Genomic DNA, 21,244 nt, shown 5'->3' on the forward strand with positions numbered 1-21,244 from the left:
AGGCTATAATTAATCATGAAAAAATTCATCATGTGTTTTGTAGGAGCTATGCTGGTATTATCTTTGGCGGCATGTACACCAACTCCCGTAAAACAGTCAGAATCAGCAACAGAGCCTATGGTTGAGGCATCGACCGGCGGGGCCAGCGATAAAGTACCGGACCCGAACGTGGAACCGATGGAGATCATATCTGTATACAGTTCTAACGAAGATGCGACAGGATTAAATCAGGCGATGGACGCAGTAGATGAACTGACAGCGCAGTCGCTGGTTGATAAGCTGATTGAATATGGTGTTTTAGAAGAAGGGACTGAGGTCCTTGAGTTTGACACAAAAGATGGCATCGGTACCCTTGATCTTTCAAAAGTACCATCCAGCGGCACATCAGGGGAATTATTAATGCTGACAGCTATTGGGAATACATTTACAGAAAATTTTGAACTGGACAAGCTGAAACTTCTTGTGGATGGAAAGAATTATTCCAGCGGACACATTGAGCATGGTGATAATGATTACCTGGAATATAACAGAGATTATAAAAAGCTGTAAAGAGGCCTGCAATAATTATTATCATATCGAAGATACTGGTCATGTGTGAAATTATAAAATAGTAATTATGGCAGATAGATAAAGGTGCCGCTTAATCACTAAGTATATGTGATTAAGCGACACCTTTATTCAGTACAAATTATGTACTGAATAAATTATAATAAGAAATTAGAAAATACATGATCGAAGGAATCGTCAGTTGGTCAAATGTTCAATAAATAGAGTTGGATAAGTGGCCAAATAAATACTCATTAAACTCGTTTCCTGATCCTACTGATCCATCTGCTCCGCCAGCCACAACCGGAAATATGGCTGTATAATGCTGAACTGAGCCGGACCGATGTCGAGGAGGAAGGTGTGGAATGCTTTTAAATCAAACTGATCTTTTAAAATCTTTTCCGCTGTATTTCTCATTTCCATAATTTCCATGTATCCCACGTAATACTCCATATAGTTGGTAGGATTCTCCACCAGGCTGTAATAGATGGTATCTGCGACATCACTGTCACCGATATTATAAAATTTACCCAGATATTCTTTTACCTGTCCTTTGTCCCAGCCATCGTAATTAATGCAGATATCGAGCAGTGCATACAGACCGAGAGAGATGGCGGCATTGTGGGCAAGAAGCTGCCCCATGTTCGGATCGAGTCCATTGTCAAGCGTGTAGGAATAATACTCTACATAGGTGGCCCAGCCTTCTGAATAACTGGAGAAGGACAGGATCTTCCGAAGATCGCAGGTGTTATTGCTGATAAAGTAAACATTTTGATATAGATGGCCTGGATAGCCTTCATGAGCCAGTGTCGGAAATAAATCTTCATTCTGAAACCTGGTGCCGCCGTTAATGTAAATGACGTTATCCTGGTAACGGTCCAGCGGAGGCACAAGGTAAAATGCAGGACTTAAGGAACCCTCCAGCGCTTTTGGAACGTATTTGACCTTATAGCTGCATTTGGGAAGCGCGGGGAAATCTTTGGAAATCTGTCCTTTTAAGGTCTCCAGAATTTCATCTGGCTTTGTATACTGGAATGCATAGGTATCCAGGGCATCGACCAGCTCGGGATGAGTCTGCACGATTTCTCCCAATGCCTTTAGATCAGAATTTAACTGTTTCTCAATTGCCTTCTGAAGCTTTACAACGCTGTCATAGGAGGTGGCCGTGTTGGATTTTACAAGATATTCAAAATATTGCTTTCCCTGTGGAAATTCACTCAATCCTTTTTCATTAGTCCCTGTTCCCATCAGCGAAGTGATCCCGTCAATGAGGTTCTTATAGGCGGGGATAAAATGTTCTTTTAATACCGCAAGGTTTTGCTCTTTATATGCAGCCTTTTCTTCCGGTGATGCATCGGTAAGAGCATCAACCCGTTCGTTAAAAGTCTCTGCCAGGAAACTGTGGTCCGGTTGAATTAAGTAGGCCTCACAGGACTGAAGAACGTGGTCGGCGGCGGTGTCACACATGAAAAGTCCTGCCTCTGATTTTTCTTTTTCAAATTCCAGAATCTGTCCATAATATGTATCAATTGTGGACAGCAGGGCCAGGTAGTGATCGACGTCCTTTTTACTGTAAAAGGTGTATTCGGCCAAAAGGATGGGGAGCTGTGCCTGAATGCCGATCGTGCTGGTTAAGGGCTGTGCATAGAGTTCCAAGCCTTCCGAAGATAATTCCGTCTCAAGATAAGAGGAGAGAATCTTGTAGGTGAGTTTCTGTTCCTTAGTCAGCTTCTTTATATCGATGGAGCCAAGCGCTTTTTTCAAATCCTGCATTTCACCGTAGTTTTTCTTCATGTTGCCCAGAGAAAATTCTCCAAAAGTATCAGGAACTTCTGTGATGCCGCGTGAAGCAGGATCAGCCAGCGTGTAATGAAGATCCAGGCCTGAATTCTTAAGTTCTTCTTTGAAAATGGTCTGAGTGAGGGCGTCAAATTGATTCTGGACGCTCACATTTTCCGATTTGTACTGTTCGTACTGGGCGGAAGACGTTTCAGACGGTGCAGGTGTCTTTGGTCCCGCGCAGGCCGCCAGCATGGAGGCCGAGAGAAGAATGGCCAGCAGACGGCGGGCCTGTTTTACGTGTTTGTTTGTCATAATTATTCCTCCAATATTCACTATTATAATTATATGGAGAAAAAGAGAACTCATGAGTGGAAGTTTGACGAAAAACAACGTGTTTTTCAGTTTTATCGGGATTTCGAACCAGTTTCCCGCTTGACAAACCGGATGGAAACTATTACACTAAGAGTTACAAATCCAGTTTATATAGGAATGCAGAGAAAAGAAGAGTAAGAAGAGCGCTTCATGTGCAGAGACTCCCGGTAGCTGAAAAGGGAGCTTGAGGTCCTTCCCAACATGGTCTTGGAGCAGCAGAGCCGAAGTGGCGGTTACCGCCTTTAAGCTTTGACGGTTACACCCGTTATCGTGTCAGACTGTAATTACCGTTTCAGACGGGAGCGCAGCCGAAGAGGTCCGTGTCGTGAGAGACGGATAAATTAAAGTGGTAACACGGGAAATATTCCGTCTTTAAGTGTCCTGAAAGGATATTTACAGGCGGTTTTTTATTTCACAGAAAAACAGGTCCTATGAAACAAAAACGCTTGCCGGACTCTTTATTCTTTTCAGTAATGAAATGCAGTTAGTTATAAAACGTACAGGAGGGAAAAACAATGTGTAAAGATTGTAAGAAAGAACCATATTATATTACCACTGCCATTGCCTATGCGTCGGGAAAACCGCACATTGGTAATACGTATGAGGCAGTGCTTGCGGATGCGATTGCCCGGTTTAAGAGAGCCGAAGGGTATGATGTATTTTTCCAGACAGGAACAGATGAGCACGGTCAGAAGATAGAGGAAAAGGCCGAGGCATCAGGCGTAACACCACAGGAATTCGTAGATCAGGCCGCGGGGCAGATCAAGACGATCTGGGATCTGATGAACACTTCCTATGATAAATTTATTCGTACAACGGATAAGGATCATGAGGCCCAGGTACAGAAAATTTTTAAAAAGCTGTATGATCAGGGGGATATTTATAAAGGCTATTATGAGGGACTTTACTGTACTCCGTGTGAATCTTTTTTTACGGAATCCCAGTTGGTTGACGGCAAATGTCCGGACTGTGGCCGTGAAGTTAAGCCGGCGAAGGAAGAGGCGTATTTCTTCCGTATGAGTAAGTACGCAGACCGCCTGATTAATCATATTAATGAGCATCCGGAGTTTATTCAGCCAGTATCCAGGAAGAACGAGATGATGAACAATTTCCTCCTTCCAGGACTTCAGGATCTTTGTGTATCCAGAACGACATTTAGCTGGGGAATTCCGGTGACCTTCGATCCGAAACACGTAACCTATGTATGGCTTGATGCGCTGACTAACTATATCACTGGAATTGGATATGAATGTGATGGAAACAGCAGTGCGCAGTTTGCGAAACTCTGGCCAGCAGACCTTCATCTGATTGGAAAGGATATCATTCGCTTCCACACTATTTACTGGCCGATCTTCTTAATGGCTCTTGACCTGCCGCTTCCGAAGCAGGTATTTGGCCATCCGTGGCTGCTTCAGGGTGACGGCAAGATGAGTAAATCCAAAGGAAATGTCCTCTATGCAGACACTCTGGTAGATTTCTTCGGCGTGGATGCCGTAAGGTACTTTGTTCTTCATGAGATGCCATTTGACAATGATGGCGTGATCTCCTGGGAGCTGATGGTAGAGCGCATGAATTCTGATCTGGCTAATATCCTTGGAAATCTGGTCAACCGTACAATTTCCATGTCCAATAAATACTTTGGCGGCGTAGTCAACAATGCAGGCGATACGGAGGCGGTTGACGACGATTTAAAGGCAGTCGTACTGGACGAAGTAAAAAAGGCCCGCGAAAAGATGGAGAAGCTTCGTGTGGCGGATGCCATTACGGAAATCTTTAACATATTCAGGAGAAGCAATAAATATATTGATGAGACGACACCCTGGGTTCTGGCGAAAGATGAGGCGAAAAAGGGCCGTTTAGAGACCGTGCTCTATAATCTGACAGAGGCCATTACCATTGGAGCATCTCTGCTGGAATCCTTTATGCCGGATACTTCCGCAAAGATTCTGGAGCAGCTTCATACTGAGAAACGCAGTCTGGAGCAGATGGATCAGTTTGGACTTTACCCATCTGGAAATCATGTGACGGATAAACCGGAAATCCTCTTTGCCCGTATGGATATCAAAGAGGTATTGGAGAAAGTAGAGGCCATGCAGGCAGCCTCGGCTGCCGGAACTGAACAGGAAGGCGCTGGTGAAGAGACGGGAACAGACGCACCTGAGGTTATCGATATTGAGGCAAAGCAGGAGATTACCTATGATGATTTTGCGAAGCTGCAGTTTCAGGTAGGTGAAATAATCGCTTGCGAGGCAGTGGCAAAGTCGAAGAAGCTTCTTTGTTCCCAGGTCCGTATCGGAAGCCAGGTAAAGCAGATTGTGAGCGGAATTAAAGCGCACTATACTCCGGAAGAGATGGTAGGCAAGAAGGTTATGGTAGTCGTAAACTTAAAGCCTGCGAAGCTGGCGGGAGTGCTGTCTGAGGGCATGCTTCTGTGCGCAGAGGACGCGGAAGGCAATTTATCCCTTATGGTACCGGAAAAAACGATGCCTGCGGGAGCAGAAATCTGTTAATAGAGTAGAATGTTGGGGCTGGGTTCCGGGAATCCGGCCCCAGTAATCTATGAAAGGAGTATGGATGGAGCAGACTTCAGCGAAATATGGAGCCGGCGAACGGTCAGGCGGAATTTCGGGAAATACGCTTAAGATGGTTGCGATTGTTACCATGTTTATTGATCATATTGGAGCGGGAATTGTGGAACCATATCTCAATATGAACATGGGAGCAATGGAAGGAAATGAGATGCTTAGCCGTCTTTATTACCTGGATATGGGGCTGCGCATCATTGGAAGGGCTGCCTTTCCGATTTTCTGCTTCCTTCTGGTGGAAGGATTTCTCCACACACATAATGTGAAAAAATACGGGAGCCGTCTGCTTCTGTTCAGTCTGGTCTCGGAGATTCCATTTGATCTGGCATTCTTTGGTACCTGGTTTTATCCGGCATATCAGAACGTTTATATCACACTTTTTATTGGCCTGGTGGTCCTGGTTGGATACCGGCGCTGGGAGTATGACGCGGTTAAGAAAATGTTAGTAATGGCGGCTGGATGTGCGGCGGCTTATCTGCTGAGATGCGATTATGATATCAGCGGTATACTGATGATTGTTATTCTATATGAATTCCGGAGAAATAAACGGTATCAGGTGCTTGCGGGCGGACTTATGGCGGGGCTGGAAAGCATCAGCTTTTTTGGAGCGGCAGTGCTGGCATTTATTCCAATCAGCATGTATAATGGTACAAGAGGACGGATAAATTTAAAATATTTTTTTTATTGGTTTTATCCGGTCCATATAATGGTATTATATCTGATTCAGCTCCTGGTTGTCAGGTGACAGGCTCGTTGTGTCAGCGCGGGCGGAACTGGGTTTAGAGATATGAGGGAAGAAAATGATGATATTTGATACACATGCTCATTATGACGATGAGCAGTTTGACGAGGACCGGGAGGAACTCCTTGCTTCCATGCAGGCATATGGAGTGGAAGCGGTTACTAATATTGGGGCCAGCCTTGCTAGCTCACAAAATACGATTGAACTGACAAAGAAGTATCCGTTTGTCTATGGCGCTATAGGCGTCCATCCCAATGAGGTCGACGAACTGAATGAGGATGGTATTGCCTGGCTGAAAGAAAATTCCGCTCTGCCGAAAATCGTGGCTGTCGGTGAGATTGGTCTCGATTATTACTGGGATGAGCCGGGGCAGGAGGTTCAGAAAAAGTGGTTTCTTCGTCAGCTGGAGCTGGCTCGGGAAGTAAAGCTTCCAGTGGTAATTCACAGCCGCGATGCTGCGAAAGATACGCTGGATATTATGAAGTCATTTCATGCAGAGAATCTCGGCGGAGTGATTCACTGCTTCTCCTATACGAAGGAGATGGCGCGGGAATACTTAAATATGGGTTTCTATCTGGGAATCGGCGGAGTCGTAACCTTCAAAAACGCAAAGAAGCTGAAGGAAGTAGTGGAATATATGCCGATGGAGCAGATGGTTTTAGAGACAGACTGCCCCTACCTATCGCCCGTTCCAAACCGTGGTAAACGCAACTCATCGCTGAATCTCCCATATGTGGTGGAGGAAGTGGCCCGCTTAAAAGAGATATCGGTGGACGAGGTAATAGAAATCACAAACAGAAACGCGAAAACAATGTACAGGCTTTAATGGAGGGCGCGAATGGCGACACTGGGAAACCCCCAAAAGACGATAGAGATCATACAGAAATATGAATTTGCATTTCAGAAAAAATTCGGCCAGAATTTCCTGATTGATACCCATGTGCTGGAGAAGATTATAGCGGCTGCGGGTGTGACGGAGGACGACTGCGTGCTGGAGATTGGACCGGGAATCGGGACCATGACGCAGTATCTGGCGGAACATGCAAGAAGCGTTGTAGCGGTGGAGATCGATAAGAATTTGATTCCAATTCTTCAGGAGACACTGAAGGAGTATGAGAACATCACTGTAATCAACGACGATATCTTAAAGGTTGACATAAATAAACTGACTGAGGAATATAATGGCGGACGGCCGATTAAGGTGGTTGCCAATCTTCCTTATTATATTACGACGCCAATTATTATGGGGCTCTTCGAAGGAGGAGTTCCCATCGATAATATTACTGTCATGGTCCAGAAAGAAGTGGCGGAACGTATGCAGGTAGGGCCGGGATCCAAGGACTATGGAGCGCTGTCGCTGGCGGTGCAGTACTATGCTGACGCCTATATTGTGGCAAATGTGCCGCCCAACTGTTTTATCCCGAGACCGGGGGTTGGATCCGCAGTAATCAGGCTGACAAGGCATAAAGAACCACCGGTAGAAGTGGAAGATCCGAAGCTGATGTTTAAGCTCATACGCGCGTCCTTTAATCAAAGGCGTAAAACGCTGCAGAATGGGCTGAATAATTCGCCGGAACTGCCTTTTGCCAAAGATGAGATCGCAGATGCCATCAAGAGTCTGGGTGTCACTCCTCAGATACGCGGGGAGGCACTGACACTGAAACAGTTTGCAGATTTAAGCAACTATTTTACACGTAACAGGGGGTAATATGTCAGATTCACTCATTACAAAAAAAGCGATTGCCGCGGCGCTGAAACAGGTCTGCAGGGAAAAGCCGTTTGATAAGATATCGATTGCGGATATTACCGCGGTATGCGGATTGAACCGTCAGACGTTTTATTATCATTTTCAGGATAAATATGAACTGCTCAGCTGGATCTATTATAACGAGAACTTTTCTAAGATCACAGAAGATATTACCTTTGATAACTGGGATCAGAAATTCCTGGAGATGCTTCAGATTATGGAAAAAGAAAAGTCGTTTTATGTAAATACACTGAAAGAGCAGGAGCACACCTTTGAGAGCTATTTATTTGAGATGGCCAAAGCCCTGTTTTCAGAGGCCATTGCCAGATTGGATGAGAATAATCATTTAAATGATGTGGAACGGGAGTTTGATGCCGAGTTTTATGCGTATGGTATTTGCGGAGTCATCGTTTCCTGGACGCAGAGTGGAATGAGAATAAAACCGGAAGTTGTGGCGGAACACTTAAGGAGCCTGGCCAAGGATACAGAGCGGATCGGTTATATCCGAAGCCAGGGCACTGTTTAAGAAATCTTATCCATGATATAGCTGATGCAATCTTCCATTGAGGAAGTCTTGATCAGCTGGAGCAGCTCATCGTATTTCATACGGCACTCACACGGGGAAGTATTGAACTTGTTTAAAAGTTCCTCGATGTTGCGGGCCGTCCGTTCCGGTGATTTTTTGCTGTTTTTTAAAAAATGGAAGAGCGCCGTTTTAAACACGGATTCTCTTAGATGTTCCTGCATAGTTGCATACATGACAATCCCCCCTGACTAATCTGACTCTGTAATTGAACGCTGTAATCTGACTCTATTGTAGAAGATGAGAATCGATTTATCGATAGACAAAATAGAAAAAATGTCTGGTTTTGCGACACCGTATTGACGGTGTCGTTTTTTTTGACATTAAAAAATTCATGTATGGTGACAGGCCAGATGAAGTATGCTAATATTAGGCTATGAACAGTAACCGATTGACGAGGTAAGAAAGGAAACGGATATGAAGAAGAAAAATGGACTGGGAAAAGCGATTGTCTGGGGCGCGGCAGCGGCGGCGGCTGGTGTAGCGGCAAAAAAAGCGTATGATAATTCAAAAAAGAAACAGGAAGAGAAAGTAGATAACGTATCGGATCAGGTTATGGAGAACCGCAGCTATGAGGGAAAGAACGCCTATTTTGTTGGAGGCGGACTCGGAAGTATGGCAGGTGCGGCGTATTTAATCCGTGACTGTAAGTTCCCGGCAGAGCAGATCACAATCTATGAGGGAATGCATATTCTCGGCGGCAGTAATGATGGAATCGGTACTCCGGAAGGCGGATTTGTATGCCGCGGCGGCAGAATGTTAAACGAAGAGACGTATGAGAATTTCTGGGAGTTATTTGGCTCAATTCCATCACTCAATAATCCTGACAGAAGTGTGACAGAGGAGATATTGAATTTCGATCACGCTCATCCGACACATGCGAAGGCCCGGCTGGTGGATAAGGAAGGCAATATTCTTGATGTGAGAAGCATGGGATTTACTCAGGAAGAGCGAATGGCCCTGCTGAAGCTGATGAACACACCGGAAGATAAACTGGATGATATGACAATCGAGCAGTGGTTTGCGGACATGCCTCATTTCTTTACCACGAATTTCTGGTATATGTGGCAGACGACCTTTGCTTTCCAGAAATGGAGCAGTCTTTTTGAATTCCGCCGTTATATGCGCCGGATGATTCTGGAGTTTTCGAGAATTGAGACGCTGGAAGGCGTGACGAGAACCCCATTAAATCAGTATGACAGTGTAATTAAGCCTCTGGAAACATATTTGAGAAATAAGGGTGTTAATTTTATTGAAAACTGTACGGTGACAGATATTGATTTTGCAGATGGAGACGGAATTACTGCAAAAACACTGCATCTGGATGATAACGGAGAAGAGAGAACTGTTGAAATTCAAGAGGGTGATATCTGTATTATGACCAATGCGTGTATGACAGACAGTGCAACTCTGGGTGATCTCCATACACCTGCTCCGGAACCGGAATTAAAGCCTATTTCGGGAGAACTCTGGAGCAAGGTGACGATGAAGAAGCCGGGACTGGGAAATCCGGAACCGTTCTTTGGAGACGTACATGAGACAAACTGGGAGAGCTTTACTGTGACAAGCCGCGGAAATAAGCTGTTAAAAATGATCGAGGATTTAACCGGCAACGTACCGGGAAGTGGCGCCCTGATGACATTTAAAGACTCTAACTGGCTGATGAGCATAGTTATAGCAGCGCAGCCACACTTTATTAATCAGCCGATGGATGAGACGATATTCTGGGGGTATGGTCTGTATACGGATCATGTGGGCGATTATGTGAAGAAACCGATGAAGGACTGTACGGGTGAAGAAATGCTGACAGAACTTCTTCATCATCTGCATATGGAGGACCATATCGATGAGATCATGGCCGATGTGGTCAATGTTATTCCATGTATGATGCCTTATGTAGATGCCCAGTTCCAGCCGCGTAAGATGACCGACCGCCCGAACGTGGTACCGGAGGGATCTACCAACTTCGCCATGATCAGTCAGTTCGTAGAGATTCCGGATGACATGGTATTTACAGAAGAGTACTCTGTACGTGCCGCCAGAATCGCTGTATATACTTTGATGGACGTGGACAAGACGATCTGTCCTGTTACACCATATGTAAAGGATCCAAAGGTACTTTTAAAAGCAGTACAGACGGCATACCGTTAATTGTAGGAAAAAGCCGGGAAGCAGAGAAATTCAGCTTCCCGGCTTTTTAAATTGCTCTATTTTTTAATACTTACACGAATCTTCCAAAAAATGAAAGGATTTTACGGATTGCAAGAAACTTAAATGTATGGTATGCTATAATCTGCGCTGTCTGCCACAGACAGACAAAGAGAAAAGATATGGAGGGAAAGTAACATGAAAAAAATGGCACTTGTATTAGCTGCTGTTCTGGCTTCCGGTATGGTTCTGACCGCGTGCGGCGGATCCGGCAATGCGGCGAAGGAAACAACAGGTAATAATACATCGACCACAACCACGACAACCGGCGGACTTGATCTTGCAGTTCAGGTTGGACCTGATCCGGAGACAGTAGATCCGGCGTTAAACACGGCAATTGATGCATCTAATATCATTCTGCACGCATTTGAGACGCTTCTTACCTTTGATGAGAACAATGATATCGTTCCTGGACAGGCGGAATCCTTTGATGTGAGCGATGACGGACTTACTTATACATTCCATCTTCGTGATGGATTAAAGTGGAGCGACGGCTCCGATTTTACAGCGGAAGACTTTGTTTATTCCTGGAAGCGTCTGGCCGATCCGATGACGGCGGCTCCGTATGCGGCAGACATGCTGTCTATGGTAAAGGGCTATGAAGAAGCTGCGGCCGGAGACATCGACGCACTGGCAGTGTCCGCACCTGACGCAAAGACTTTGGTTGTAGAATTAGCCAGCCCTTGTGTTTACTTTGACAAAATCATCACCCACGCAAGCATGGCTCCTGTTAAAAAGGATGTCGTAGATGCTAATGGTGATCAGTGGGCGCTGGCTCCTGAGACCTATGTATCCAACGGACCGTTAAAGATGATCGAGTGGGTACCGGGATCTCATATGACTTTTGCAAAAAATGAAAATTACTGGAATGCTGATAAAGTTACCTTAAATTCCTTAAAGTTCGTTCTGATGGAAGATTCCAACGCGGCTTACAGTGCTTATCAGACTGGCGAAGTACAGATGATTAAGGATATTCCGACTGAGGAGATTCCAAGTCTGCAGGATAGCCCGGATTATCATCTGGATCCTCGTCTTGCTACCTCTTATACGATCTTTAACACACAGAAGGCGCCATTTGATAATGCAAAAGTGCGTATGGCCCTGAGCCTTGCTGTTGACCGTGAGTATGTAGCTAATACACTGATGATCGGTACCGTTGCCCCGGCGACCAACTTCGTAGGCCCTGGCATCTCTGATGTAGAAGCTGGTTCCTCCTTTGAAGAAGTAACACGTGCGAATAACGGCGGGGATTTCTTTAATGTAAGCGACTATGAGGCTGATCTGGCAAAAGCAAAGGAACTCCTTGCTGAAGCAGGATATCCGAATGGAGAAGGCTTCCCGATCATTGAGTATATGACCAATGATGCAGGTTATAACAAACCGGTTGCCGAATATTTACAGAGTGCCTGGAAAGACCTTGGCATAACCATGGACATTAAGATCGTAGAGTGGTCTACCTTCACACCAACTCGCCGTGCCGGTGATTTTGAAATCTGCCGCGGAGGCTGGGTATACGACTATGATGATCCTTCTAATATGCTGAACTTACTTGCAAGCACAAGCGGAAACAACGATGGAAAGTATTCCAATCCGGAAGTTGACAAGCTGCTTGAAGAAGCGCGTTCTACTGCTGATAAGGCAGAACACTATGAGAAGCTTCATGCTGCAGAGAACCTGATCATGGAAGATGCAGCTGTTTCTCCGCTTGTTTATTCAAGTGATTTCTATCTGCAGAATCCGAAGTTAAAGGGAACATGGCATTCTCCATATGGTTACTGGTACTTCATGTACGCAACCATGGAAGAGTAATTGGAAATAACAGAAAACCAGAAATCTACAAAGAATTAAATATTCAAGAAATATCGGAAAGGGTTCCGCCACTTGTCAGACAATGTGGCGGGATCCTTTTTGACATACTGGATCATTTGTTATTTTTTTAGTATTCTCATTAAATAGTTGATATCCAGCAGGTTTACTGTTTCAAAATTACCATTATAAAACACCCCCCAGTTATTGAATACACAAGGAAGTTCCTTTGCTTTTTGGAGCGTATCTACTTGAATAAAAGATACGGGAATCTTACTCTCTTCACAATGCTGCTTAATCATCTCGATATTTTGATGAATATAGGGACATTGCAAATCATAATAAATGGTCAGCTCTTTACTTTCGATTCCAGGGGTTTTGACATTTGGTGTAAATCTTGGAGTTGTCCCATCCAAAGAAAGAGCAAGCAGCTCGTATCCATTGTCGGTAGTATCGACAACTTCGAAGCTGAATTTTTTTGCAAATGCCTGGTTGGAAAGCCAGGATTTTTGTTTTTTCGCCCCTAGCATGCAAATACCGGATTTTCCTTTTTCCTTGGCATCGGCCAGACAATATTCCATTAGAGCTTTCCCATATCCTTTTCCTTTGTAACTGCCAGTAACCCATAAGCAATAAAGATACAGATAGTTGTCCCCATTTATAGGAACCCAGGCTGTTTCAAGAGGCGCATATTCGATAAAAACTGTAGCCTTTGCATCTAACTTTCTAAAAACATGACCTTCACTCAGCCGGTCTGAAAGCCATTGGCGCTTTGCCTCAACACCGGGATGGGATTTTTTACTGCGGATAATACAGCATAAATGCTCATTGGCAAGGTTCTCTGTCGTCAAGTTTATAAATTCAGTATCCATATGCTGCCTCGCTTTCAATAAACGACTGTTATTTTCTTAGTCTTTTGGTATCTTACATTAGTTCAGGATTGTAATGGGCCCGCTCCCCGCCAATAAATTTCGGCCTGGTTCGCGCGCAGACAACGCGGGCGGCACCTACGTATTTGGTGGTGATGCGCACGGGTACCGCAACTGCTTTTAAATGCATGCCGATCAGGGTATCTCCGATATCAATGCCGGCGGATGCCTGGATGTGTTCCACTGCCACCGGATGCCGTAAAGTATGGTATGCCGCAGTGGCAAAAGAGCCGCCGGCCTTTAACTGAGGAACTACATTCACTGGTTCATACCCATAGCGTGCGGCAGCTTCTGCTTCCAGGATCAGGGCCCGGTTTAAGTGTTCGCAGCACTGGGCGGCTACGTCAATGCTGTGCGAAGACATGATTTGATAAATAGCGGTGTATACTGCTTCTCCGATCTCCTCACTGGAGTGAGAGCCGATGCGGTATTCTGCAATTTCACTGGAAGAACAACCGATAACGACAAGATCGTGTTTTTTTAAATGAGCGGCTTCCAATAATTCCGCAGCAGCGTCGGCTGCCTGCTTTCTGATGTCATCTAACATGAATTCCACACTTTCTTTTAATTTATCAATTATAATGCGGCGCGGATCGCAACAGCCATGTCTTCATACTCTTCATCAGTTAAATAGACCTTATCAGGATTCATGGCAAATGTTCCGCCCCATTCATCCCCGCCATTGTATTTAGGCACAATGTGCATATGAAGATGGCAGCCGGTATCTCCGTAAGCGCCATAGTTCACTTTGTCAGGATTAAATACCTTGTGTACAGCCTTGGAGACCTTGGCAACGTCAGCAAAAAATGCGCTGCGTTCATCATCACTGATATCGATCAATTCACTGACGTGTTCTTTATACGCGAGAATGACTCTGCCGCGTTTGCTCTGTTCCTTGAATAAATATAAAACGCCGGTTTCCATCTCGCAGACAGGATAACCAAATTTTGCGACCAGTTCTCCCTGCATACAGTATGCGCAATTCGGATCTTTCATAATATTAGTACCTTCTTTCTTTTTTTATTATTCTGGATCTATTTTATCAAAATAGAGTGGGGATGGGAAGAGGGGAGATTGTTAACTTTCTCAATATAGAGATTAAACAACAGGTCAAAGAAATAACTCACGCCGTATCGGGTGTATACATTTTGAATGCCTTCGGTAATGCGGTCACTGGAATGAAATTTGTGACTGAGATAAATCACATTGTCATAACAGGACTCAAATTTTTCGGAATGATTAAGGGTAATCAGCACTTTGCAGGCGTGGACACTCTGCAGGTCGGTGAGCGTAGCTATGGCGTAATTGCCGGTGGTAGAGGTAACGATAACCAGGTCTTCGGGCTTCAGATTTTGCAGGAGAGTAGTATCAGGATAGGCATCTGTAACAATACGAATCAGCTTACCGATCGCAGCCAGTCCCTGCTGCAGTACCTTCGCTGGATAACTAGACAGATCCGCAGCCAGGATAACGACCTGTTCACTGTCATGGATGCGTTTTATCAGCGCATCGAGATTTTGAGACAGGAACATCTCATTGATATCCTGCATCATATCATCCATGGAAATACGAAGATACTGGTCGAATTCCGGATGGCAGGCATACTGAACAAAGGCATCCATGTGCTGTCGGGTAATTGGTGCATTCTGTTTCATGGCAGTAAAGCTTTCATAGCCGATCAGTTTGGCAAACCGTTGAATACTGCTTCGGGAAACATAGCATTCCTCCGCCACATCATAGATACTCAGGTTTTTCAGTTCTTGAAAATGTTCCAGTAAATACCTTGCCAACACCAGGTTGGTATCATCATCTTCATTGGAATTTAGGACTGCCAATAGAGATGTCATCAAATTAAAATAACTTAAACTGAAATTGTTTTGGATTTTATCTGTATTCATAGCCAAATCATATCACAGGTTTTTTATTCTGTCATCGATATTCACAATAAATTCTTATTCGACTTTCCATAAATGCAGTGATTTTCACAAAATATGGATTCAAATGTTGAACCCCATCGTTTTCTCTTCTTTGGTACACTGTTTGTATGAACCAAACGTAAAAAGCGAAAGACGAATTTTGAAAGGAGACGTATTTTATGAAGTATTCAAAGAACCCGGTATTTCCAGAAGGATTCTTATGGGGAGCATCCAGTGCAGCATGGCAGGTAGAGGGGGCAGCCGCTGAAGATGGCCGTACTCCCGCAATTATTGATTTGAATTCCCAAACCAAGAAACCTTATGCAGATAACTCGGTAGCATCTGATCACTACCACCATTATAAAGAGGATGTAGCGTTGATGAAGGAGTGCGGCTTTACCAGCTACCGTTTTTCGATATCCTGGTCCCGTGTAATTCCAGCGGCTGACCGCGAGGTAAATCCCATGGGAATCGCATTTTATAATAACCTGATCAATGAATTGCTGGAGGCAGGGATTACTCCCATTATCACACTGTATCACTACGATATGCCGTGCTGGGTGGATGAAAAGTACGGTGGATGGCATAATCGAGCCATTATTGATGAATTCGATTACTATTGCCGTGTCTGCTTTGAGAACTTTGGAGACCGTGTAAAATACTGGCTTTCTATTAATGAACAGAATATGCAGATTGTCTATGGTGACTGGTTAGGTGTATCCAAGGGCTGCACAGACTGGTTTAAGGAAAAGTGGCAGATAAACCACATCATGAATTTGTGTCACTCCAAAGCCGTTATCGCCTGCCATGAGCTGGTAGAAGATGGAAAGATTGGTCCAGTACCTGGATACGTGCCGATTTATCCTTATTCCTGTCGGCCCGAGGATCAGATAGGTGCCATGAATGCGGAGGAACTGACGCAGAAAATCTGGGATGACTTATATGTATTCCGCGAGTACAGCAGTTTTGTAAAAAATTACTGGAAGGTTAATGATATCGATCCGGATATTCGACCTGGCGATATGGAATTAATAGCCCAGGCGAAAATTGATTTTATTGCGGTTAACTGCTATCGATCTGATGTGGGAATGGCCCCCGACGACAGCTACAAGCAGGAAATCGGTCTTAATAAATCCGGCATCAAGGGGGAATTCGTATATCCTAACTTGCCAGGTGAATATGCACTGGCCAGAAATCCTTACGTAGAAGTGACGGATTGGGACTGGCATATTGATCCTGTCTGCATGCGCTATTCACTGCGTTACCTGTGGGATCATTATCACCTGCCGATGGTTATAACGGAAGCGGGATATGGTGCTCACGAAGAGCTGGGAGAAGATGGTAAGATTCATGATCAGGCCCGTATTGATTATCTTAGAGAGTATGTTTATAATGTAGGTCTGGCGATTCAGGATGGGGTAGAGGTATTCGGATTCAATCCATGGTCCTTTACCGATCTTCTCAGCACTGGAAACGGCATGGCAAAGCGTTATGGTCTGGTCTTTGTAAACAGGACCGACGATGACTTAAGGGATATGAAACGGATTAAAAAGGACTCGTTTGACTGGTATTCCGCATTGATACACTCTAACGGTCAGGAATGGGGAAAGGATATGTCACAGTGGCGTAATTTTGCTAAAAACAAGGTAGAATAAACAATAAGAGGGGGTGCCAACATGGCTAAAAAGAATTATGCGGCAATCTGTAACTCGATCATCGCGGTGTGCGGTGGTGAAAATAATATCTCCCGCATTAGTCACTGTATGACTCGTTTGCGCGTACAGCTTTTAGACGGAAGCAAATTAGACAGAGAGGAAGCAGGAAAAATACCGGGAGTTCTGAACCTGGTAGTACAAAATGGTGAATATCAGTTTGTCATCGGTCAGGATGTTCCAAATTTGTATGCAGAATTTATTAAACATGAGGGGCTTAAGACTGGCGGAGAAGTTACAGACGCCGCTGCATTAAAGCAGGATACGGAAGCGAAAAAGGGAAATGTAATGAATACCATTATGTCTTTTATTGGTGGAACCTTTTCTCCTGTTATTCCCGTGTTAATAGCTGGCGGTCTTACCGGGGCCGTATTGACGCTGCTGACCGCATTCTTTGGAGTATCCACAGAGTCAGGGACTTATACAGTTATCTATGCGATTAACCAGGCGACATTTTACTTCCTGCCAGTCTTCATAGGCTTTTCTGCAGCAAACCGACTGAAGTCCAATGGCTTTCTAGGGGCCTTTCTGGGGGCAATACTGCTGTTCTCCACTATTAACAATGCAGAGGGGCTTAATTTCCTTGGTATTTCCATTCAGCAGATTAGTTATAATTCTACGGTATTTCCGGTTATATTGGGTGTGCTTTTTATGGCAGTCGTATACCGCTTCCTTTCTAAGGTGGTTCCTGTGTATCTGCGAACTATCTTTGTACCGTTGATTACCATGCTGATCACAGTGCCTGTAACTTTAATTGTGTTAGGCCCCATTGGCAATCTGATGGGAACATGGCTGGCAAATGGTGTATTTGCCATCTATCGTGCGGCTCCGCCGGTCGCTGTTATGATTATCGGTATAACGACGCCGTTAATGGTCTTCTTTGGTATGAATAATGCGACTTATCCTATTGTATTTGCGCTGTTGGCAGAGGTTGGATCTGACCCGCTGATCTGTACCGGCATGGCTCCGGCTAATGTTGCCGTAGGGGGAGCCTGTCTGGCGGCTGCGCTGATTGCAAAGGACATTAATGACAGAAGTGTGGCTACTGGCGCGGGAATTACTGCGCTGTGTGGAATTACTGAGCCAGGTGTCTACGGAGTGTTGTTTACTAAGAAGTATCCTTTAATCGGCGCCATGGTTGGAGGCGGAATCGGCGGACTATTGGCCGGATTGGTGGGGATGACCCAGTATGTAATCTCTACGCCAGGTTTTATATCTATACCGGCATATATCAATCCTGATGGTACTTCAGCTAATTTGATATGGGCTATGGTAGTCATGGTCCTTGCAGTAACGGTTGCCTTTGGAGTTACTTATGTATTAGGCAAAAAAATGGAGAAATAGATTATGAACGATGAGGGCGACAGCTAAGAGGCTGGACATTAAAAAAACGGTATGCTATGATTGAGAAAATGTATGGAGTAAAGGGGCAGTCCCATGAATAAATTATTTACTATCGGCGAGATGGCGAAGCTATTCGGTATTAATGCGAAAACGCTGCGTTATTACGATGAAATAGGATTGATCCGTCCGGAGCATACGGACCCCAAGACAGGATACCGTTACTACTCTACCGGGCAGTTTGAGCGCCTTAATACAATTAAATATTTAAGAGCGCTGGATATGCCACTGACTAAAATTATGCGTTTTTTTGATAATAAGGATATCGGTCAGATGATGGAGATTCTGAAAGAGCAGCAGCAGGAGGTTCTTGTAAAACACAGAGAATTGGAACGCATAGAATACAAGATCAGTGAACGTCTCTCACAGCTCCATGATGCACTGTATACCATATATAACCAGGTGGAGGAGGTTGCTCTGCCGGATAGAAAGCTGGCCATGCTGCGGACGGAAATTCCGGCCACGGATGATCTGGAATATTCTATCCGCCAACTGGAACGGCAGACACAATTGGAGGCCGCCATGTTTTTGGGGAAGGTGGGCGTGTCCATTTCAATGCGTCATGTGATGTCACATAAATTCGATGAGTTTTGTTCCATATTTGTTGTGCTGGAACCTGGAGACGTCTATGACGGAGAGGCAGTGGATATTCCGGGCGGAAGATACCTAACACTGAGGTATTGTGGAACGCATACGCAGTCATCGGTCTACTATGAAAAACTTTTGTCTGAAGTGAAAGTGAGAGGCTATGAACTGGCCGGAAATTCTATTGAAATTACGTTAGTGGATGCGGGAATGACAAACGATACTACACGGTTTGTAACAGAGCTGCAGCTGCCCGTGACAGTTGGGCAAGAGTATGACCTTAGGAATTAATATAAAAAGGAATATAGCTTTTATAGTAGAGCTGCCGGCAGACAGCTCTGCTTTTCATAGTGCGCCCGGCGGCGCACGTTTCTAACCGGTGCAAGTCCGGAATCCGCCCGGTAGCCTGCAAAGAAAAAGTCAATAGTTATTTTTAAAATAAGTTATATTAAAAAATTGGTATCACAATAAAGCCGCCAATTATTGCCGGCTGAAAACGGAAAGATGAAAAACTACTATTAAGAAGTCAACGATGAGAGGTATTCATTGACTCGTCCGTAATAAATACGGAGAAATTTGTTTGCACCGGCGGTCATATAAACGTAATAATCTTTGCCTTGAGCACGTTTTTTCATCATAAATCCGTATACCGGATCATCTGGGGGTGCCAGTTTCATAAGTGAGTCCATAATTAGAAATAAGGTCTTTCTGAGTTGTGGAGCTCCTCGTTTTGATGTTCGAACACTTTGCTGCTCATAGTCACCAGATTGATTGGCACCTGGATCAACCCCGGCATAGGCAGTTAGAGCACCTTTATGAGAAAAACGGGATACATCACCGATTTCAGCTATCAGTTGCGGACCGAGTGTAGTTCCTACCCCAGCCATATCAAGTACTATAGGGTATTCTGGAAGTTTAGCAGCAGTCTGGTTCATAAGGAGACGAAGTGATTCCACATTTTTTGAGGCTATATTTAGCTGATCAACTGCCTGATGAATCAAAAGTTTTGTTATATTATCTTTTGGTAGTGTTGCGATAAGATCGTAACTAAATTCATATATATCGTTAGGCTTTTGGGGCTGAAAATTATATTTTTTCTTTTTACACCAAGATTGATACCGCTCAGAGAACGAAGAAATAGACTGTTTACGTACACAGTCAACATGCCAGAAGATAGTGACAAAATCCACCCATTTTTGGCTTCCATCATTTCTTGCAGGGCTGTCAAAGAAGGTATTTATACCTGGAAATGTTTCATCAAGAAGAGCAATAAGATTATTCTTCATGGCTGTTTTCTGTTTCATGTAGAAATCAAACTGGCGGTTCATGTTTTTCAGTTGTCGGCGTAATTCATCCGTGTTGGTGTATGGTTTAAGTTCGCACCAGTTATCAAGAGTGTAGCGTGCGATTTTTATTGCATCAGCTTTGTCTGTTTTTACTTTACGTAATGAATTATTACCGAAGTCTTTTATTAGTTTAGGATTAATGGCACTTACGAATAAACCAGCGTCTGACAACCACTGTGCCATGGGCTCATAGTATCGGCCTGTATGTTCCATAACAATTCGAGTATCGCCATTTAAGCTTTTCAACTGGCTAATTAGATATGTTATGTCAGAAGATGTGTGTTTTACATCAAATGGTGTAGCAACAATCTCTCCGAATGGGCGGAGGATAGCGATTGTACTTTTGTTTTTTGAGACGTCAATACCTACTGCATTCATTGTATTCTCCTTGTTTGGTGTTTTGTTAATGGTAAGGTCGGCTTTACTCATTGCTTATTCTAACTACTGGCTGACACGAACGTAATAAATCTACCTGCGTAAAACGAATGCTGCGAATGAGGGCAGGCTGACATTCTACCGGACGGACGCGAAGTCCAAGTGGGAAGCAGTCATACCATTGTTCCCTTCATTCTAACAGCTTGAGCAATAAGAAGGATATGGACATGGCTGGTTGTCATGTACCTTATCCATAATTCTATTGTAGTAGTGGGAAGGATATAGCCGAAGGCAAGGGTGTCCATCGTGAGGTGGAATCTGAAGGAAGCTGGATATGGGGAACATACTAACCCATGGGCAAATCTCTGGTCTGACGAACAGAAATCACATCAGGCTATGCATGAGGGTAAGGCTGCTATACAAGTCGAAGCCCAATAACTACACGGAATCATGTATGGTAAATGTGGCAGATAGATGGAGAGAAAGAAACGTGTGGTACCCGGGGAGGTCTGTACGGAATGTCCTGAAAGGGATAACCATTATCGAAAGATAGTGCTGAACGTACAGAAGTCAGCCGAGGTCGTAGTAGTCGAGAGATGAAGGACCGAA

The 21,244-nt window shown here is 44.4% G+C and carries 18 protein-coding genes and 1 other annotated feature; of the genes, 11 read left to right on the forward strand and 7 right to left on the reverse strand.

The window, feature by feature from the left end:
- The first annotated feature begins 15 nt into the window (after positions 1-15).
- The gene (locus tag DFR60_RS15610) at positions 16-549 is read left to right on the forward strand and encodes a GerMN domain-containing protein (RefSeq protein WP_110323713.1); all 534 of its coding nucleotides are present in this window, start codon (positions 16-18) and stop codon (positions 547-549) included.
- 270 nt (positions 550-819) lie between these two features.
- On the opposite strand, the gene DFR60_RS15615 is transcribed toward DFR60_RS15610, so the two are convergent.
- Positions 820-2,640: a DUF885 domain-containing protein gene (locus DFR60_RS15615; protein WP_110323714.1), complete on the reverse strand. Its 1,821-nt coding sequence runs from the start codon at positions 2,638-2,640 to the stop codon at positions 820-822.
- 173 nt (positions 2,641-2,813) lie between these two features.
- Positions 2,814-3,077, forward strand: a binding site (T-box leader).
- A gap of 138 nt (positions 3,078-3,215) precedes the next feature.
- Here DFR60_RS15615 and metG point away from each other — a divergent pair.
- The 5 genes from metG to dhaS all read left to right on the forward strand — a co-directional run bounded on the left by metG (position 3,216) and on the right by dhaS (position 8,300).
- Positions 3,216-5,210, forward strand: coding sequence for a methionine--tRNA ligase (metG, locus tag DFR60_RS15620; protein ID WP_110323715.1), 1,995 nt, complete (start codon positions 3,216-3,218; stop codon positions 5,208-5,210).
- A 64-nt stretch (positions 5,211-5,274) separates the two neighbouring features.
- Positions 5,275-6,030: a TraX family protein gene (locus DFR60_RS15625; RefSeq protein ID WP_110323716.1), complete on the forward strand. Its 756-nt coding sequence runs from the start codon at positions 5,275-5,277 to the stop codon at positions 6,028-6,030.
- 58 nt (positions 6,031-6,088) lie between these two features.
- Positions 6,089-6,853 (forward strand): TatD family hydrolase, encoded by a 765-nt coding sequence (locus DFR60_RS15630; protein ID WP_110323741.1) that lies wholly within the window; start codon positions 6,089-6,091, stop codon positions 6,851-6,853.
- A gap of 12 nt (positions 6,854-6,865) precedes the next feature.
- A complete protein-coding gene (rsmA, locus tag DFR60_RS15635) occupies positions 6,866-7,735 on the forward strand; it encodes a 16S rRNA (adenine(1518)-N(6)/adenine(1519)-N(6))-dimethyltransferase RsmA (protein ID WP_110323717.1) in 870 nt (289 codons plus the stop codon).
- A 1-nt stretch (position 7,736) separates the two neighbouring features.
- Positions 7,737-8,300 (forward strand): dihydroxyacetone kinase transcriptional activator DhaS, encoded by a 564-nt coding sequence (gene dhaS / locus DFR60_RS15640; protein ID WP_110323718.1) that lies wholly within the window; start codon positions 7,737-7,739, stop codon positions 8,298-8,300.
- Here dhaS and DFR60_RS15645 read toward each other — a convergent pair.
- Positions 8,297-8,533: a hypothetical protein gene (locus tag DFR60_RS15645; protein ID WP_110323719.1), complete on the reverse strand. Its 237-nt coding sequence runs from the start codon at positions 8,531-8,533 to the stop codon at positions 8,297-8,299. The two genes, dhaS and DFR60_RS15645, sit on opposite strands and share 4 nt — an antisense overlap.
- 241 nt (positions 8,534-8,774) lie before the next feature.
- Here DFR60_RS15645 and DFR60_RS15650 point away from each other — a divergent pair, with 241 nt between their 5' ends.
- Positions 8,775-10,508 (forward strand): oleate hydratase, encoded by a 1,734-nt coding sequence (locus tag DFR60_RS15650; protein ID WP_110323720.1) that lies wholly within the window; start codon positions 8,775-8,777, stop codon positions 10,506-10,508.
- Between the two features lie 195 nt (positions 10,509-10,703).
- Positions 10,704-12,374: a peptide ABC transporter substrate-binding protein gene (locus DFR60_RS15655; protein WP_002605662.1), complete on the forward strand. Its 1,671-nt coding sequence runs from the start codon at positions 10,704-10,706 to the stop codon at positions 12,372-12,374.
- Between the two features lie 119 nt (positions 12,375-12,493).
- Here DFR60_RS15655 and DFR60_RS15660 read toward each other — a convergent pair whose 3' ends face one another.
- The 4 genes from DFR60_RS15660 to DFR60_RS15675 are packed head-to-tail and all read right to left on the reverse strand — an operon-like array spanning position 12,494 to position 15,198.
- Positions 12,494-13,243: a GNAT family N-acetyltransferase gene (locus tag DFR60_RS15660; protein ID WP_110323721.1), complete on the reverse strand. Its 750-nt coding sequence runs from the start codon at positions 13,241-13,243 to the stop codon at positions 12,494-12,496.
- Positions 13,244-13,295: 52 nt separating this feature from the next.
- A complete protein-coding gene (locus DFR60_RS15665; protein WP_110323722.1) occupies positions 13,296-13,847 on the reverse strand; it encodes a TIGR01440 family protein in 552 nt (183 codons plus the stop codon).
- Between the two features lie 29 nt (positions 13,848-13,876).
- Positions 13,877-14,296 carry an HIT family protein gene (locus tag DFR60_RS15670; protein ID WP_002605659.1) on the reverse strand — a complete coding sequence of 140 codons (420 nt, stop codon included), beginning with the start codon at positions 14,294-14,296 and terminating at the stop codon, positions 13,877-13,879.
- A gap of 38 nt (positions 14,297-14,334) precedes the next feature.
- On the reverse strand, positions 14,335-15,198 hold the full coding sequence (locus DFR60_RS15675) for a MurR/RpiR family transcriptional regulator (protein ID WP_110323723.1): 864 nt from the start codon (positions 15,196-15,198) through the stop codon (positions 14,335-14,337).
- Between the two features lie 197 nt (positions 15,199-15,395).
- On the opposite strand from DFR60_RS15675, the gene DFR60_RS15680 reads away from it, so the two are divergent.
- From DFR60_RS15680 to DFR60_RS15690, 3 genes are all read left to right on the forward strand, one after another.
- Positions 15,396-16,871 (forward strand): glycoside hydrolase family 1 protein, encoded by a 1,476-nt coding sequence (locus DFR60_RS15680; protein WP_110323724.1) that lies wholly within the window; start codon positions 15,396-15,398, stop codon positions 16,869-16,871.
- A 21-nt stretch (positions 16,872-16,892) separates the two neighbouring features.
- A complete protein-coding gene (locus DFR60_RS15685) occupies positions 16,893-18,272 on the forward strand; it encodes a PTS transporter subunit EIIC (protein ID WP_110323725.1) in 1,380 nt (459 codons plus the stop codon).
- Between the two features lie 93 nt (positions 18,273-18,365).
- On the forward strand, positions 18,366-19,205 hold the full coding sequence (locus tag DFR60_RS15690) for a MerR family transcriptional regulator (RefSeq protein WP_110323726.1): 840 nt from the start codon (positions 18,366-18,368) through the stop codon (positions 19,203-19,205).
- A gap of 227 nt (positions 19,206-19,432) precedes the next feature.
- Here the strand turns inward: DFR60_RS15690 and DFR60_RS15695 are convergent, their stop codons facing one another.
- A complete protein-coding gene (locus DFR60_RS15695) occupies positions 19,433-20,638 on the reverse strand; it encodes an IS110 family RNA-guided transposase (RefSeq protein WP_110323727.1) in 1,206 nt (401 codons plus the stop codon).
- Between the last annotated feature and the right edge of the window lie 606 nt (positions 20,639-21,244).

It is taken from the genome of Hungatella effluvii (genome assembly GCF_003201875.1).
Lineage (GTDB): Bacteria > Bacillota > Clostridia > Lachnospirales > Lachnospiraceae > Hungatella > Hungatella effluvii.

Coding starts and splice junctions, on each gene's coding strand:
- DFR60_RS15610 (WP_110323713.1), top strand. CDS start 16: ATGAAAAAATTCATCATGTGTTTTGTAGGAGCTATGCTGGTATTATCT.
- DFR60_RS15615 (WP_110323714.1), bottom strand. CDS start 2,640: ATGACAAACAAACACGTAAAACAGGCCCGCCGTCTGCTGGCCATTCTT.
- metG (WP_110323715.1), top strand. CDS start 3,216: ATGTGTAAAGATTGTAAGAAAGAACCATATTATATTACCACTGCCATT.
- DFR60_RS15625 (WP_110323716.1), top strand. CDS start 5,275: ATGGAGCAGACTTCAGCGAAATATGGAGCCGGCGAACGGTCAGGCGGA.
- DFR60_RS15630 (WP_110323741.1), top strand. CDS start 6,089: ATGATATTTGATACACATGCTCATTATGACGATGAGCAGTTTGACGAG.
- rsmA (WP_110323717.1), top strand. CDS start 6,866: ATGGCGACACTGGGAAACCCCCAAAAGACGATAGAGATCATACAGAAA.
- dhaS (WP_110323718.1), top strand. CDS start 7,737: ATGTCAGATTCACTCATTACAAAAAAAGCGATTGCCGCGGCGCTGAAA.
- DFR60_RS15645 (WP_110323719.1), bottom strand. CDS start 8,533: ATGTATGCAACTATGCAGGAACATCTAAGAGAATCCGTGTTTAAAACG.
- DFR60_RS15650 (WP_110323720.1), top strand. CDS start 8,775: ATGAAGAAGAAAAATGGACTGGGAAAAGCGATTGTCTGGGGCGCGGCA.
- DFR60_RS15655 (WP_002605662.1), top strand. CDS start 10,704: ATGAAAAAAATGGCACTTGTATTAGCTGCTGTTCTGGCTTCCGGTATG.
- DFR60_RS15660 (WP_110323721.1), bottom strand. CDS start 13,243: ATGGATACTGAATTTATAAACTTGACGACAGAGAACCTTGCCAATGAG.
- DFR60_RS15665 (WP_110323722.1), bottom strand. CDS start 13,847: ATGTTAGATGACATCAGAAAGCAGGCAGCCGACGCTGCTGCGGAATTA.
- DFR60_RS15670 (WP_002605659.1), bottom strand. CDS start 14,296: ATGAAAGATCCGAATTGCGCATACTGTATGCAGGGAGAACTGGTCGCA.
- DFR60_RS15675 (WP_110323723.1), bottom strand. CDS start 15,198: ATGAATACAGATAAAATCCAAAACAATTTCAGTTTAAGTTATTTTAAT.
- DFR60_RS15680 (WP_110323724.1), top strand. CDS start 15,396: ATGAAGTATTCAAAGAACCCGGTATTTCCAGAAGGATTCTTATGGGGA.
- DFR60_RS15685 (WP_110323725.1), top strand. CDS start 16,893: ATGGCTAAAAAGAATTATGCGGCAATCTGTAACTCGATCATCGCGGTG.
- DFR60_RS15690 (WP_110323726.1), top strand. CDS start 18,366: ATGAATAAATTATTTACTATCGGCGAGATGGCGAAGCTATTCGGTATT.
- DFR60_RS15695 (WP_110323727.1), bottom strand. CDS start 20,638: ATGAATGCAGTAGGTATTGACGTCTCAAAAAACAAAAGTACAATCGCT.